General features: G+C 59.9%; 11 protein-coding genes and 1 tRNA gene. 6 read left to right on the top strand and 6 right to left on the bottom strand.

The window, feature by feature from the left end; genetic code table 11:
* Positions 1–77 precede the first annotated feature (77 nt).
* Both GM415_RS17305 and GM415_RS17300 read right to left on the bottom strand, forming a co-directional pair.
* The gene (locus GM415_RS17305; protein ID WP_158950404.1) at positions 78–839 is read right to left on the bottom strand and encodes an acyl-CoA dehydratase activase; all 762 of its coding nucleotides are present in this window, start codon (positions 837–839) and stop codon (positions 78–80) included.
* Positions 836–2,113 (bottom strand): double-cubane-cluster-containing anaerobic reductase, encoded by a 1,278-nt coding sequence (locus tag GM415_RS17300; RefSeq protein ID WP_158950402.1) that lies wholly within the window; start codon positions 2,111–2,113, stop codon positions 836–838. The genes GM415_RS17305 and GM415_RS17300 overlap by 4 nt, the downstream gene beginning before the upstream one ends.
* Before the next feature lie 415 nt (positions 2,114–2,528).
* Here GM415_RS17300 and GM415_RS18130 point away from each other — a divergent pair, with 415 nt between their 5' ends.
* Together GM415_RS18130 and GM415_RS17290 are read left to right on the top strand one after the other, a co-directional pair.
* Positions 2,529–4,673, top strand: a complete 2,145-nt coding sequence (locus GM415_RS18130; RefSeq protein ID WP_158950400.1) for a methyl-accepting chemotaxis protein — start codon at positions 2,529–2,531, stop codon at positions 4,671–4,673.
* A gap of 360 nt (positions 4,674–5,033) precedes the next feature.
* Positions 5,034–5,531 (top strand): GlcG/HbpS family heme-binding protein, encoded by a 498-nt coding sequence (locus GM415_RS17290; RefSeq protein ID WP_158950398.1) that lies wholly within the window; start codon positions 5,034–5,036, stop codon positions 5,529–5,531.
* Between the two features lie 149 nt (positions 5,532–5,680).
* Here the strand turns inward: GM415_RS17290 and GM415_RS17285 are convergent, their stop codons facing one another.
* On the bottom strand, positions 5,681–5,989 hold the full coding sequence (locus GM415_RS17285) for a PilZ domain-containing protein (RefSeq protein ID WP_158950396.1): 309 nt from the start codon (positions 5,987–5,989) through the stop codon (positions 5,681–5,683).
* Positions 5,990–6,304: 315 nt separating this feature from the next.
* On the opposite strand from GM415_RS17285, the gene GM415_RS17280 reads away from it, so the two are divergent.
* On the top strand, positions 6,305–7,075 hold the full coding sequence (locus GM415_RS17280) for a helix-turn-helix transcriptional regulator (protein ID WP_158950394.1): 771 nt from the start codon (positions 6,305–6,307) through the stop codon (positions 7,073–7,075).
* 23 nt (positions 7,076–7,098) lie between these two features.
* Here GM415_RS17280 and GM415_RS17275 read toward each other — a convergent pair whose 3' ends face one another.
* The 3 genes from GM415_RS17275 to GM415_RS17265 form a co-directional block, all read right to left on the bottom strand.
* Entirely contained in the window at positions 7,099–9,252 is a 2,154-nt protein-coding gene (locus GM415_RS17275; RefSeq protein WP_158950392.1) for a transporter substrate-binding protein, read from the bottom strand.
* Positions 9,253–9,575: 323 nt separating this feature from the next.
* Positions 9,576–10,364, bottom strand: coding sequence for an alpha/beta fold hydrolase (locus GM415_RS17270; RefSeq protein WP_158950390.1), 789 nt, complete (start codon positions 10,362–10,364; stop codon positions 9,576–9,578).
* Positions 10,365–10,714: 350 nt separating this feature from the next.
* Positions 10,715–10,791 (bottom strand) — tRNA-Arg (locus GM415_RS17265).
* 115 nt (positions 10,792–10,906) lie between these two features.
* Between GM415_RS17265 and GM415_RS17260 the strand changes: the two genes are divergently transcribed.
* Genes GM415_RS17260 through GM415_RS17250 form a run of 3 tightly spaced genes read left to right on the top strand, consistent with a single transcriptional unit; the run spans position 10,907 to position 14,932 of the window.
* The gene (locus tag GM415_RS17260) at positions 10,907–12,121 is read left to right on the top strand and encodes a bifunctional folylpolyglutamate synthase/dihydrofolate synthase (RefSeq protein WP_242012288.1); all 1,215 of its coding nucleotides are present in this window, start codon (positions 10,907–10,909) and stop codon (positions 12,119–12,121) included.
* Between the two features lie 12 nt (positions 12,122–12,133).
* Complete coding sequence (gene selA / locus GM415_RS17255) at positions 12,134–13,543, top strand: L-seryl-tRNA(Sec) selenium transferase (protein ID WP_158950388.1); 1,410 nt, start codon at positions 12,134–12,136, stop codon at positions 13,541–13,543.
* 3 nt (positions 13,544–13,546) lie between these two features.
* Positions 13,547–14,932, top strand: a complete 1,386-nt coding sequence (locus GM415_RS17250) for an aminopeptidase (RefSeq protein ID WP_158950386.1) — start codon at positions 13,547–13,549, stop codon at positions 14,930–14,932.
* Positions 14,933–15,160: the final 228 nt, after the last annotated feature.

The raw sequence follows: 15,160 nt of genomic DNA, 5'->3' as shown, positions 1-15,160 counted from the left end.
GCTGTGCTTTCGGCGTGTTGCCGATGTCTTCCGTTCCAGCCAGTGCGGGATAGGTAGCGGGTGGCGCTCCGGGAGGATCAGGAAGCCATGCCGTGGAGCGCGGCTCCCAGGGCTCCGGCCATGTCGGGCTCTTCCGGGATGAGCAGTCCTGTGCCCTCTTCGGCTCCGGTGGCTTCGGCCAGGAGACGGCGGATGCACGGATTGTGCGCCACACCCCCGGTGAAGACCAGGGGAAGTCGCAATCCGACCCTGCCGAGCATGTTGGTCGTGCGTCTGATGATCGCCTTGTGCAGCCCCAGGGCGATGCTCTCGGGCTTTTCGCCCCGCGCCATGAGCGAGGTCGCTTCGGTCTCGGCGAAAACCGTGCATACGGAGCTGATCTCGGGCGGATTGCTCCCCTTGAGGGCGTACGCGCCGAATTCCTCAATGGGGATTTGAAAGACCCCGGCCGTGTATTCCAGGAATTTGCCGGTACCGGCTGCGCAACGGTCGTTCATTTCGAATTTCATCACCTTGCCGTTCGACAGGGAGATGGCCTTGGTATCCTGGCCGCCAATGTCGAGGATGGTGGCCGTCTCGGGAAAAAGGCTGGCCGCGCCCAGGGCGTGTGCCTTGATCTCCGTTATGGCGTGGAGCTCGCAGCCGAGCTCCATACGCTGAACAAGGTTGCGGCCGTATCCCGTCCCGACCAGGCGTGACGGCCGCAACCCGTTCAGTAATTTTGCGCACTGCGCCAACGGATCAAACGTGGTGGGCACGCGCTCGGCCCGAACGGTTTCCCCGTCCTCCATGCATATCATCTCTATGGAGCGGGAGCCGATGTCGAGCCCTATGATCATGCAAGGGTCTCCACGAATGCCTCAACGCGGGTCTTGAGCTGCTCCACGTCCTCCATGGAATAGTCCGTCTCGATGGAGAGCATGGGCACGCCCTCGGCCTGGAGGGCCTTGTCCACCTTGAGAGCCTCGTGGGAGTAGGGCTGGCAGAAGAGCAGGCTGTAGTGGATGACGCCGTCCGCCTTCACGTCCTTGGCCAGGGCGGTGACGTTGTCCAACCGCTCGTCGTTGGGCGTGAAGCAGGCGCAGTCGATCTTCATGTAGCGGTCCGTGATGGCGTCGATCATCTCCTCCAGGGTCTCCCCGGATTCATCCACCAGGTCGCGGCTGTTGCGGGTGCCGATGCAGGACTCCTCGCCCACGATGACCGCGCCGGCACCTTCGACCACGTAGGGCAGCTTCCAGTTGGGCACGGCCATAGGACAGCCGGAGAGCATCAGGCGGGGAGTGCCGGCAGGGGCCACGCCCTTACCGTCCGCGATGCGGCTCTCCAGTTCGTCGCACAGCTCGTTGATCTTGGCGGTGAAGCGCACCGGATCGTCATAGAAGCTGATCTGGTTGATGAGCAGGGCGTCCCTGCCCGAAATAGGCGCGGGGTCTGCGGCGCGGAGGGCGGTGAGCCGTTGCAGGGCTCGGCGCTTGCCGTTGGCGATGCGGATGCCCTCTTTCAGTTTCTCGGCCGTGATGGTCTTGCCGGTGAGCTTTTCCACTTCGGCGAGATAGCGGAGCACTTCGGATTTCCAGAGTTCCCGTGCGGCCTGAGTCTTGGTCTGGGGCACTTCCATTACATAGGTAGGTGCGATCTCGTTGAAGGCTTCGTAGGCCTTCTTCTTGCCGTCGCAGGTTGTCTCGCCCACGATCATGTCGCTGGACTCGATGAAGGGACAGAGCCTGGCAAGCTTGAAGCCGATGAAAGATTTGATCAGGGCGCAGGTGTTGCGCGGCACCATCTGTTCCGCCAGATCGGTCCCGGCCTCGGCCCCGGCACACAGGCCTACATGGACAGCGTCGGCGGCAAGGGTGATCTCTTCAGGCACGAAGACGCAGAAGGAGCCGATGACCTTGCGTCCCGCGTCCCTGGCATCCTGTATTTCCTTGATCCGGAGGCCGTGCACCTCGGACAGGACGAAGTCGAGATACTCCGCTCCCTTCAGCCGATTGTCCTGGGACAGGTAGATGTCTCCGTAAAATTGGCCCAGGACTGCCAGGAGCCCATCGTGAGCTTCCAGGTCCAGGTTGAGCTTTTCCCACATCTCGCGGTGTGCCGAGTCCGTCATGATTCCCTCCGTGGCAATGGGGTGCATATGTTTAAACGTATTAAAGGCATCTATTGGATAGTGTTGAAAATGTCTATTCAAAACCGAGAGCTTTGCCTATTGTGCTGGTCTTGATCGGGGTTCGGCACCGCGTTGTCGGAGAGGGTGTCCTAGAGGCAGAGGTCTCGTGCCCCGGCGAGAGGGAGGAGGGGAACGGCTGTGTATTCAGCCGATTGGAGATTTACCGGAGGGGAATCCAACTTCTTGCCGGCGCTGTTGTTTTCAAGACGGTATCGTGGAATAGCATGTTACGTTTATGAAAATTATAATAGAGCAAGCAAGTTGGATTCTGTAAATCAATAGTCAAGAGAGGCGGCGTCGGGTGGGTACGGCGCATCAGCCGATCGTGTCGTGTTCCTTAACAGCAGGTGTAAGTATGCAATTCAAGTCGATCAAGACCAAGATTGTCTTCATGTCGGGGACATGTCTTCTCGCAACCGTCATTGTCCTGGTTGCGGTGCAGATGTTCTCCCAGTCGCAATCCGAGCAGTTTGTCACGGAAAAAGTCAACGCGCTTATCGAAAACCAGACCAGACAGGGGTTGCTTGCAACCGCAGAGCGCGAAGCAAATTCCTTGGCGGACAAGATCAACATCAATCTGGTTACTGCCCGTACCATTGCCGATGCCTTCAAGGCCATCCGTGAACGGCCCGAGGCATCATCCTTCAATCTGCGCGAGATGTTTAACGACATCCTGCTGACGGTCCTGAAAGACAACCCCGAATTTCTCGGTACATACAGTGCATGGGAGCCCGATGCCCTCGACGGCAAGGACGCCCAGTACGCCGGGGACAAGGCCACCGGTCATGACGATTCCGGCCGCTTCGTTCCCTACTGGAACCGCGATGAGAGCGGACGGATCGCCCGTCAGCCGCTGGTCGGCTACGAGGACGCTTCGCTGCATCCCAACGGCGTGACCAAGGGTGGCTGGTATCTGTTCCCCCGCCAGCGCAGAAAGGAAAATATTCTCGATCCGTTCCCCTACATCGTCCAGGGCAAGCAGGAAATGCTCACGACCATGTCCGTTCCCATCGAGGAAAACGGCAAGTTCCTGGGTATCGGCGGTACCGACCTTCGCCTGACCTTCGTGCAGAAGCTGAGCGAGGACATCGCCAAGTCCCTGTATAGCGGCGAGGCCGTTGTCCGGGTCATCAGTTATCTGGGTATCGTGGTCGCGGACAGCGCCAACCCCAGCGCCGTGGGCAAGCCCCTCAAGGACGTATTCCAGGGAGATTGGCAGTCCGTGGTAAACAACATTCAAGGCGGCAAGGCCTATGCCAACATGTCCCCCGAGGATGAGCATGTTGAGGTGGGCGCCCCGCTTCGCTTGGGACGGACCGGTACTCCCTGGGCTCTCCAGATCGAGGTTCAGCGTGCCGTGGTCTTTGCGGATGCCAACCACCTGACAGAGGTCATGGCTGATAATTCCCAGCGTAACAGCATCATCGGCATCTCCGCAGGCGCGGTTATCGCTGTCATCGCCTGTATCGTGCTCTGGTTCCTGGCCAACAGCATCGTGGCCCCGATTCGCGTGGCCGTGGCCTTCACTGAAAAGATCGCCGGCGGCGATTTCGTGAACAACGAGATCGACGTGCATCAAAAGGACGAAATCGGCATCCTCTCCAATACGTTGAAGGAGATGGCCGAGAAGCTCAAGGGCGTCGTCGTCGAAGTCAAGTCCGCTTCCGAAAATGTGGCCTCGGGCAGCGTGGAGTTGTCCTCCTCTTCCCAGGCGGTTTCCCAGGGTGCCACCGAACAGGCTGCATCCATTGAGGAAGTTACCTCGTCCATGGAGGAGATGGCCGCGAACATCTCGCAGAATGCCCAGAATGCGCAGGAGACGGACGCGTTGGCCAACAAGGCCGCAGAAGACGCCAAGGTCAGCGGTGAAGCCGTGGAAAAGACCGTGGGGTCCATGCGCAGCATCGCTGAGAAGATCTCCATCGTCGAGGAAATCGCCAGGCAGACCAACCTGCTGGCCCTGAACGCGGCCATTGAGGCTGCCCGGGCAGGCGAGCACGGCAAGGGATTTGCCGTCGTGGCCGCCGAGGTCCGCAAGCTGGCCGAGCGCAGTGGCGAAGCCGCAGCCGAGATCAGCGAACTGTCCAGCAGCAGCGTGGAAGTCGCCGAGAAGGCGGGCGAGATGCTCAAGCTGTTGGTGCCTGACATCGAAAAGACCGCGTCCCTGGTCCAGGAGATCACGGCCGCCAGCAACGAGCAGAACTCCGGCGCCAACCAGATCAACCAGGCCATCGCACAGCTCGACACGGTCATTCAGCAGAACGCTTCCGCCTCCGAGGAGATGGCCTCCACCACCGAAGAACTTGCAGCGCAGGGACAGCACCTGCAGCAGGTCATGGCCTTCTTCCATGTGGACGACGGGCGTTCCTACCATTCCTCCCCGAAGGTCGTGAAGAGGCAGCCCGTGGCCGCCATTCCTCAGGGCAAGCCCAAGGCTGCCCCCAAGGGGTTGTCCATGGAAGGCATGGATGACGATCCGGGCGAGTTCGAACGCTTCTAACATCTGCACCTGAACACACCAAGGGGCGGGATCCATGATCCCGCCCCTTTTTTTATTCTTGCCGCCACGTTGAGAGGAGATAGGAGTAGCTGACCGGGACTCTCTTTCCGGCCGTTGGGAGGTTAACTTACTTTTTTGTAGTTACAGAATTGTATTATTTCTTTGAAATCTAGGCTTTTATGTTGCATTTGCTCTTGTCCGAGAGTAGCTTCGCTCCCCGCGGAGCAGGATTCCCTGCCTTTTCTGCCATTTTCGGCTCCCCGGAGTACTCCTTCTGGTTGGCCAATGCGTAGACCCGCTCACTTGTTACAGGCTCCCCTAGCGGGATTGTTTGGACCGCAACCAACGAAGGACTGATTTATGAAAAAACTGATGCTGACCACCACTCTGGCCCTTTCCTTGATGCTCCTGTGCTGTGCGCCCGCCCTGGCCGCCGATCCCGTCAAGACCTTGTCCGGCGACATCACGCTTGCGCAGGCGCAGAAGATCCTGGCTGCCGCGCTCAAGAAGGCCGAGGCCATCAAGGTGCCCATGAATATCGCCATCGTCGATGCCGGCGGCAACCTCAAGGCCTTCTACCGCCAGGAAGACGCCTTTATCGGAAGCATTGATATTTCCATCAAGAAGGCCGTGACCGCCCGCTACTTCAACATGTCGACCCGCACCCTTGGTTCCGTTTCCCAGGTCGGCCAGCCCCTCTACGGCATCGAAGCCAGCAACGACGGCCTGATCCTTTTTGCCGGCGGCGTTCTTCTGGTTGATGCCAACAACGTCATCATCGGCGCCATCGGCGTGAGCGGCGGCAGCGTGGACGAGGACGAGAGCGTTGCCATGGCCGGAGCCGCTGCCATCAAGTAGCGTCTTTTCCGAATTGCAAAACAATCGGGCCGTGGACATTGCTGTTCTACGGCCCGTTTCATTTGGTCGCCAGGGCTGGGCTGAGGCGGGCGGATTCGGATCGGATTAGGCTACAGGGGGCTACCGCCCGCTCTCCCCGGAATGAATCGTCATCTGCACATGAGGCGAGTTTCCATGTTCCGGCAGCATTGCATCTGGAGTTCGTCTGCGTGCTTCAGGTCGATGCCCGCTGTGGTGCCGCGCGCCCAGCGGACCGTGCCGGGAATACCGCAGGCGCATAATTCCTCGTTGATGATCAGGTCCACCCATAGCCGTCTCCCCGGCGGCAGGCGGTTTCCGTTGGTCACCCTGATCCCCGAGGCGGAAAAGTCGACCACCTCTTCAGGGGCGCTTTGTCCTTCCAGGATTGCCAAGACCCTTTCCACCGGGCTTATTCTCGGGCGCATCCTCCGTTCCATACCGCACTCCTTTGTTAAAGGGTTTCCTCTTCCTCCCGCCGCTCTCTCCCATTGCGACCGGAGGTGAATTGCTTCGGCGTTTTCCGCCGACGCAATGCCTGCGGGGTGTGCGTGCGTGTGAGTCCGGAACCGTCTCCATCTCCGGGCAGGGTTGATCGAATGAAAGTCAGTTGATCAAATGGGTTGCGATCAACATGTTATAACTCTCCCGGGTCGCTTGACACTGTCTTGTGTTATGATGATCGTGTAAAATAATGGGAGAGGTCCATACTCTCAAATGAGTATTTCGAGGCAAACCTGATCGGGGAGGGCGATGTGAGCGATTTCCTCGGTGCGTATGATGCCGCCTTCAGGACCGGTTCAGTTCCGGAAGAGGCCATTCTGGACTATGTGGAGCGATACAAGCGCTTCGATTCCATGGTCCCTGAAGCCGCATCCTTTTATTATCTGCATGAGATCGGGAAGAAGAAAATCTGGTTCCTTGGCAAGCTTCAGGCTCCGACCACGGGGTTCAGCAACGAGGCTTCCCTGGAGATGGGAGTTGATTTCGCGTTCGAGCGGTTTCATCCGGATGACATGTGGGTCATCCTGCGGCACGTGTATCCGGCCTTCGACAGAATCCTCCATGCCACACCGCGAGAGGAGCGCAGGCGGGTGTACGCGCAGTACAACTACCGGCTTCGACATTTCTCCGGCGAGTACCGAAACCTGCTTGAGAGGGTCTATGTGCTGGAGCTGGACGACGCAGGGCTTCCTTCGCTGTTGCTGGCCAATGTCAGTATTATTGACTACGGAAAATATTTTCCCGTCTGCTTCATCGGCAAGCATGTCATGAGGTCCGGCGTTGCCAGGGTGCTTGATTTCAAGGTCTTCAGTCAGGAGGACCAGGTGTTCGACACCGTTACGGCGAGGGAAATAGAGGTGCTCCGCAACCTTTCCCTGGGCAAAACCAGTCGGCAGATAGCCGAGGACCTGTTCATCAGCAAGCATACGGTGGACACCCACCGCCGCCATCTGCTCGGCAAACTCGGCTGCAAGTCCACTGTAGGTCTCGCCAGGTTTGCCTCCGCTCACGGCCTGGTTTGAACCGGGCCCGAGTCATCGTTTGTTCAGGTGGCTGGGTCAAGCGTACACGCGACATCAAGGTCTGAGCCGACCATGAATTCCACACGGTTGCGTCCCGTGTTCTTGGCGCGGTAGAGCGCGAGATCGGCGGCCTTGAGGATGCTGTCGACGTCTTCGGCGCATCCCTTCAGTTCGGCTACCCCCAGACTGATGGTGCAGGACAGCTTGGTATCATGGGTGATCGTTTCACACTCTTCCACCGCACTGCGAATACGTTCCGCCAGGACCCCCGCTCCGTCCAGGTCAGTTTGGGGCAGAGCAAGGGCGAATTCCTCCCCACCTATTCTGCCCAGAATGTCCACGTCGCGGATCAACTGTCTGGTGCATTCCACGATGTTCTGGAGAACCAAGTCGCCCACATTGTGCCCGTATGTGTCGTTGATCGCCTTGAACCGGTCCACATCGAACATGATGAGGGTGAAGGGAGAGGGGTAGCGTTTTGACCGCTCTATTTCCCTTGTGGTCAGCTCCAGGAACTTCCGGCGGTTGAAGATGCCGGTCAAACCGTCGGTCTCGGCGAGGAGACGCATTTCCCGCTCGCTGAGCCTGAGGGCTTCCTCCGCAAGGGCCCGTTCGGTAATGTCCATGACGGTCCCATGGTACCTGTCGATGTTGCCCTCGTTGTCCCGCAGGATTGCGGAGTGTATCTGAACGTATCGGATCGCTCCGTCCGCTCGTTGGATGCGCCATTGGTGGTCCAGCCCCTTGCCATCAATCAGGGATGCGTAAAACGTCTGATGGAAGTCCGCCCGATCTTCTTCGACAAAATGACTCTCTAGGGCTTCCAGGCTGGGGATGAATGCTCCCGGAGCATGACCGAGCAACTGGAACAGCATGTCGGACCAGTATCCCTCGCCGGTCTTCAGGTTCCTCTCGAATGCTCCGATCCTGGCTATCTTTTCCGTTTCTTCAAGCCTGCTTTGGTTCTTGGCCATGGCTACCGCCATCTCCTGGCGGGTTGCTATCTCGGATTCGAGGCGGGCCTGTATGGTTATGTCTTCGGGTAGATCGCTCAGGACCTGAAATATCAATTCTTTATATGGCAATTCGGTCTCGGTAACGCCAAACCACGGCAGCGGGGGGATCGGACCGTCGCTTTGCCACAGGATGTCGAATTGGCCTTGTCCGTTATTTCGTCCGATCAAAGCGCTGCGAAGAACATGCTGGTTGTCCTGGATTTCCAGCCGCCCCAGGGGGCTCTCCACCGCGCTTCCGGCAAGATTGGCTCGGACGTCAGCCGGGACTATCGATTCTATGCGGCTTGCTATGGATGCCCAGAGCAGTATCTGGCTGTACGCGGTTGCGGTGGGATCGGATGGGATCTGGTCTTTCTCGCTCCTGAACCGCGAGACAAAGTCCATGTCGGTTCGGGAATCTGCGGATGCGAAATAGCCCCAGCAGGCCAGTTGTCCCTCTGCTCCTTTCGAAAGCCTTGAGAAGAGATTCTCGGTGCAACTCAGGGAGCAGACGAGGTCCGGTTTGGCAAGCTCCGGAACCGACTGTAGCTGCTCAAGCAGGGAGATGTTTCCGATGCCGTTTATGGTGTTGATGATCAGGTCCGGCCTGCTTGCTCTCAGGGAGGGGAGGATTGAAGTGAAATCCCGGCATGTCAGCGGGTGATAGCTCTCGTATACAAGGCGCGCATCCGTCGCGGCCAACATGGAGGCCACAAGCTTGTTGGCCGTGCGGGGAAAAACGTAGTCCGAGCCCACGAAAGCTATGCGTCGCCTGCCCATGGAGAGAGCCCATTCCACCGCCGGGGCGATCTGCTGATTCATGCAACTGCCCGTGTAGACGATGTTTCTGGACTGTTCCAGGCCTTCGTACTGGACGGGATACCAGAGCAGTGAGTCCTCCCGTTCGACCACCGGCAGGACCGCCTTGCGCGAGGAGGAAGTCCAGCAGCCGAACAGGGCGCAGACACCGTGGTCCCGGATGAGCTTCTGCGCTTCCGTGGCGAAGGTGGCGTCATCCGAAGCCCCATCGGCGATGACGGGACGGACTTCACGGCCCAGGACTCCTCCCCGGTCATTGATGGTATCCACGGCCAGAAGCGCCGCGTCGACCAACGGCTGTTCCTCGATGGCCATGGGGCCGCTTTGGGAGTGGAGAATGCCTATGGGGATGAACGTTGACATGATTTGTCTTGCTCTCCTGCTGAAGCCGACCCCGTGCGGGTCGTTTTGCCATCGTCGGGAATAGCCCATCCCGTACTATCTGGCTGATTTATATTGAATCGTACCCAAAGTGGCGCATTTGTCCAGCACCAGTTCCGTTTTTTTGGCTAGGTGCATTGACCGGGGAGGCGGAGGACTGATCCTTTGCCAGTATGAAAAAGGCTCTTGGAGGTTGTTCCAAGAGCCTGAGGGTAAGCTGGATTGTGGCTTTGTTCCGCATACGGGGTGTGCGCGGGGGGGGCGAAATCGCGGCAATGCGTCTGATCCTGCCATCCCGGAGCGATCTATTGTGTCGGGAGGTCTTTCTCCAGGAAGGCGTTGACGGCGTTTATGAATACTTTCGGCGAGTCCTCGTAAGCCGCGTGTCCGGCATACGGGATGTTGAGGAGGCCTGAGCCTTCTATCCGGCCGTGTAATTCAACAGCCTCTTCAAGCGAGAAAAGATGATCGTTGTCGCCGCGTGCAATCAGCACCGGGGCCTGGATGCTGCGGATGCTCTCGTTCGGGTATCCCGTTGGCGTCAGGTCCGTCCACAAGGCCACGACTGCTTTCACCAGCGCATCGAAATCCGGCTGGGGGTTGGTCTTCTCATAGCTCTCCACGGAATCGGGGAAAATACTTTTCCATTTTTCGGGGGTCAGGCCACTCAGGAGGGGCAGAGCCGGATCGTCAGGCTGCAGTCTCCAGTGGGAACCCAGGGTGACCAACCGCCGGACGCGCACCGGGCTTTGCGCAGCCATTCGGTATCCCACTATACCTCCGTCGCTGAAACCGAAGATGGAGGTTTCGGCAACGCCGAGATGCGCCAGAACCGCTTCAACGTCTTCCTGGTGTTGGGCGTAGGTCAGCGGCGCAGCTCCCATGGTGGACTTGCCGTGGCCTCGAAAGTCGATGGAGATAAGCAGAAAGCACGCAGGCAGTTCGTCGGCGAAGACGTTCAGGTCCGTCATGGTGCCGAGCCCGCCGTGCAGCAGCAGAAGCGGTTCCCCGTCAGGGGTGCCCTTTGTCTCATAGTAGATATCGGCCCCTTTTACGGCCACGGTCTGCCCGTTCTCGTGGTCAAATTTGCTCATGACTTTCTTCTTTGGTTGCATGGGGTTCCCGGCCTCCACATGTCCGGTTGTCCGGCCGTAGCCCACCACGGTCTAGGCGGCAAGCAGCACCAGGAAAAGCGTGGTCGCTCCGGATCGGTTCATATCTTATTTTGTCGGGGTTAGGAAGGTTGCGCTTGTTGCTGATAGCGACCCGACTATGAAGGATTTCAGAGTGCCGCTTAAGGACGAGCAGGTTTATAGTGAAAAATGGGAGAACTCTCGATGCGGTGGGAGTCGGAAAGTTTCCTGCTGTGTCAGAGGGGGGGGCTCCTTTTTTGACATCAAAAATAAAGCGGTTACGACTTTCTGTCGTAACCGCTTGAAAAATCTGGCGCGCCAGGGAGGATTCGAACCCCCGGCCGTCGGCTTAGAAGGCCGATGCTCTATCCAACTGAGCTACTGGCGCGCTGGGCTATCCTCCATAATAGAGGGAGTGGGGGCTGGTCAAGGATATTCGTGTTTGAGCGCGCAGGCGCATAATGGACTTTCGCGCCGTGCCGGTTCCTGATAGAGAAACTGGCGTGACTCATTTCAAAGATTATTCTGAACTCTCGGACTACATGGACAGGCTCGGCCTGTTCAGCATGGACCTGACGCTGGACCGCATGAAACGGTTCCGGGAGGCGCACGGCGCTTTCGGATTCCCCGTGGTGCATGTGGTCGGCACCAACGGCAAGGGTTCGACCGTCACCTTCCTCTGTTCCATCGCCCGCACCCACGGGTGGAAGGTGGGCACGTTTACCTCGCCTCACTTTCTCACGCCGCGGGAGCGCATCCAGATAAACCGGGCGCCGCTGCCGCCCGAGACCTGGGTGGAGCTGGCCAACGCCGTGCTGGATACGCCGGGCGGCGGGGAGCTCACCTATTTCGAATTTCAGACCTGCCTGGCCATGCTTGCCTTCGAGCGGGCGGACGTTGATCTTGCGATCATGGAGGCCGGGCTCGGCGGCAGGTTTGACGCCACCAACGTGTTCGAGCCCTATCTGACGCTGTTCACGCCCATCGGCATGGATCATGAGAAGATTCTCGGGCCCACCCTCGCCGATATCGCCAGAGACAAGGCCGGGGCTATCCGCAGGGGCGGCGTGGCCCTGACCGGACCGCAGGAGCCCGAGGCCATGGTCGCGCTTCAGGACCGCGCCGAGGCACAGGGCGCGCGCCTCATGTTTGCCGTGGACCTCGCCGATCCGGTTGAGGGCAACCTCGGCGTCAAGGGCATGCACCAGGCCGTCAACGCCAGACTGGCCCTGGCCGGGTGGCGCTGGATAGCGGCGGACAGGGGAGAGCGGAGTCTGCTCCAGTCAGAGCGCTTCGGTATGATGTCCGCCTTTTTGCCGGGCCGCATGCAGCGGGTGGAGGCCGACGGTCTCAGCCTGATCCTCGACGGTGCGCACAACGGTCACGCCCTGCGGGCGCTGGCCGCCTCCCTGCATGCCGACGACATCAAGCCCCGCGCGGTGATTTTTGCCTGTCTGGCGGACAAGGACGCCGCTCCCATGGTGGAACTGCTCAAGGGGCTGGGCAACGGCCCCATCGTGGTCCCGGCCATGGAGAACGAGCGGGCATCGGATGCCTCCGCGCTGGCTGCTTCCATCGGCGACAGGGCTGAAGCCGCGCCGTCCATGGCTGCCGCCATAGAGCGGTGCAGGGATGTGGACGGGCCCATCCTGATCTGCGGTTCCTTGTATTTGCTCGCCGAGTTCTATACCTTGTATCCTGAATTTCTAACCCCCTGACACAAGACACATATGAGCACACTCTACCGCCATCTGCCGTCCATGGACCAGGTTCTGGAAGGGGCGACCGGCGACGGCGACATCGCCGGATTGCCGAGGTCCCTGGTCAAACAACACGCGAGCGCATTCCTGGACCTCTGTCGCGAGGAAATCCGTTCGGGCGTGATCACCGACCCGACCGGGCTGTCGCTGGAGGTGCTGCTGCCGAGGTTGAAGGCCTACGTGCGGTCCCACTCGCGGCCTCACTTCCGCCGGGTGCTCAACGCCACGGGGGTTGTGGTGCATACCAACCTGGGCCGATCGCTGCTGGCCAAGCCCGCCATCGAGGCCGTGGCCGAGGCGTGCGGGCACTACTCCAACTGCGAGTTCGACCTGGCCACGGGCAAGCGGGGCAGCCGCTACTCCCATGTGGAGCAGATTCTCTGTGACATCACCGGGGCCGAGGCCGCTCTTGTGGTCAACAACAACGCGGCGGCTGTCTTCATCATGCTGGAGACCCTGGCCAAGGGAAAGGAAGTGGTGGTCTCGCGCGGTCAGCTTGTGGAGATCGGCGGCTCATTCCGCATTCCTGACGTCATGGCCAAGTCCGGGGCGACCCTGCGTGAGGTGGGCGCCACCAACCGGACCCACGTGTACGACTACGAGAACGCCATCGGCGACGAGACCGGGGCGCTCATGCGCGTGCACACCTCCAATTTCCGCGTGGTCGGGTTCACAAAGGAGGTGGGCCTGGCCGAAATGCGCGCTCTCGGCGACAAGTACGGCCTGCCGGTTATCGAGGACCTGGGCTCCGGCTCCCTCTATTCCCTTGAGGGCGAGGGGTTGCTGGGCGAGCCTACGGTGCAGCAGGTTGTGGCCCAGGGCGCGGACGTGGTCTCCTTCTCCGGCGACAAGGTGCTGGGTGGGCCTCAGGCCGGGATCATCGTCGGGCGCAAGGAGTACATCGATCGCATCAAGAAGAACCCGGTCAACCGCGCCATGCGCATCGACAAGATGACCCTGGCCGCGCTGGAGGCCACGCTGAGGCTCTACCTGGACATGGACGAGGCCCGGCGCAAGGTGCCGACCCTGCGTATGATCACTGCGTCGAAAGAGTCCCTCAAGGCCAAGGCGCGGCGACTGGCCGACGCCATTCGTGATGAACTGGGCGACGTGGCCGTGGTGGGACTGAAGAAGGGCGTGTCCCGCGTGGGCGGTGGCGCGTTCCCGGAGTACGACCTGCCCGGGACCATGGTCACCTTTGCCGCAAACGGAATTTCAGCGGACGACCTGCGGGAGGCGCTGCTCGACACCGATCCGCCGCTGGTGGCGCGCATCGAGGACGACGTCTTCCTGCTGGATGCCCGTACCCTGACCTCAACCGAACTCAAGCTGGCCGCCTCGGCACTGAAACAAGCTGTGGACGGTCTTAACAAAGGATAGCACATGAGCAAGAAGGATACCCTGGAATACGAACCCAAGTCCGCCTGGGAGGTCTACACCTCCAAGAAGGACCTCAAGGCCATGGACGCCATGGCCAAGAGCTACGTGGAGTTTCTGAGCGAATGTAAAACCGAACGCCTGGTCATGGATTATGTCCGCGCCAAGGTGGAGAAGGCCGGTTTCGTGGACGACCTCAGGGCGCCGCAGGCCTTACGGTTTAATCGCAACAAGACCTGCTTCCTGGCCAGGAAGGGAAAACGCCCGCTGTCCGAGGGATTCCGTTTGCTTGGCGCGCACGCCGACTGCCCCAGACTGGACCTCAAGCAGCGCCCCTTTTACGAGGACACGGACCTGGCCCTGGCCAAGACCCACTACTACGGCGGCATCCGCAAGTACCACTGGCTGGCCATGCAGCTCGCTCTGCACGGCACCGTGGTCAAGAAAGATGGCACCGAAGTCACCGTGTGCATCGGCGAGGAGCCGGGCGAACCGATTTTCACCATCACCGACCTGCTGCCGCACCTGGCCTACAAGGAAGTGACCAAGAAGGTCTCCGACGCCTTTGAGGCAGAGAAGCTCAACATCATCATGGGCCACAGCCCGTCCCTGCCCGGCAAGAAGGACGAGGACAAGGCCAAGGATCCTGTCAAGCTGCGCATGCTGGAGCTGCTCAACGAGAAGTACGGCATCACCGAGGCGGACTTCCTCAGCGCAGAGATGCAGGCGGTTCCGGCCGGTCCGGCTCGCTTCGTTGGCGTGGATGAGGCCATCATCGGCTCCTACGGCCAGGACGACCGCTCCAGCGTGTTCTGCGCCCTGGAGGCTTTGCTGGCCGAGACTGAGCCCGAATACGCCCAGATCGTGCTCTTCTGGGACAAGGAGGAGATCGGCTCCGAGGGGGCCACGGGCGCCAAGTCCCTGTTCTTCGAGTATTGCATGGAGGAACTGGTGGACGCCTGGGAACCGGGCGCACGCCTCTCCAAGGTGATGATGAACGGCTCGGCCCTGTCCGCCGACGTGTCCGCGGCCATGGATCCGGACCACAAGGACGTGTACGAGCCGCTCAACGCCGCGCGCATGGGCTACGGCCCCTGTTTCAACAAGTTCACCGGCCACCGAGGCAAGGTCGGGGCCAACGACGCCCACCCGGATTTCATCGGCTGGCTGCGCCGCATCTTCGACGACGCGGGCATCCCCTGGCACATGTCCGAGCTGGGCAAGGTGGACATGGGCGGCGGCGGCACCGTGGCCAAGTTTCTGGCCGTGTACGGCATGGACGTCATCGACGTGGGTGTGCCCGTGCTCTCCATGCACTCCCCGTTCGAGCTCTCCAGCAAGGTGGACATCTACGCCTGCACCAAGGCGTTTCGAGAGTTCCTCAAGAACTGATTTGATATTATATCAAGGCAACAATAGCCCCGCCGGATCGAGTGATCCGGCGGGGCTATTTTGTTTATTCATTGAGGAGGACATTTCATCTGATGAGGTGCGTGCGCCGCCGTCGAGGCACAGTGCAAATTGTGTGTCCGTATTTTCCGTACAATGTAAAGAAGTATTAACCCGATTCGGTAAAAACTTAACAGTTCTCACTGTTCATATAAATATGCGTTCTCCTAC

The organism is Pseudodesulfovibrio cashew, from assembly GCF_009762795.1.
GTDB lineage: Bacteria > Desulfobacterota > Desulfovibrionia > Desulfovibrionales > Desulfovibrionaceae > Pseudodesulfovibrio > Pseudodesulfovibrio cashew.
The sequence above is the reverse complement of the archived record's forward strand: the minus strand, read 5'-3'. Positions and strand labels throughout refer to the sequence as shown.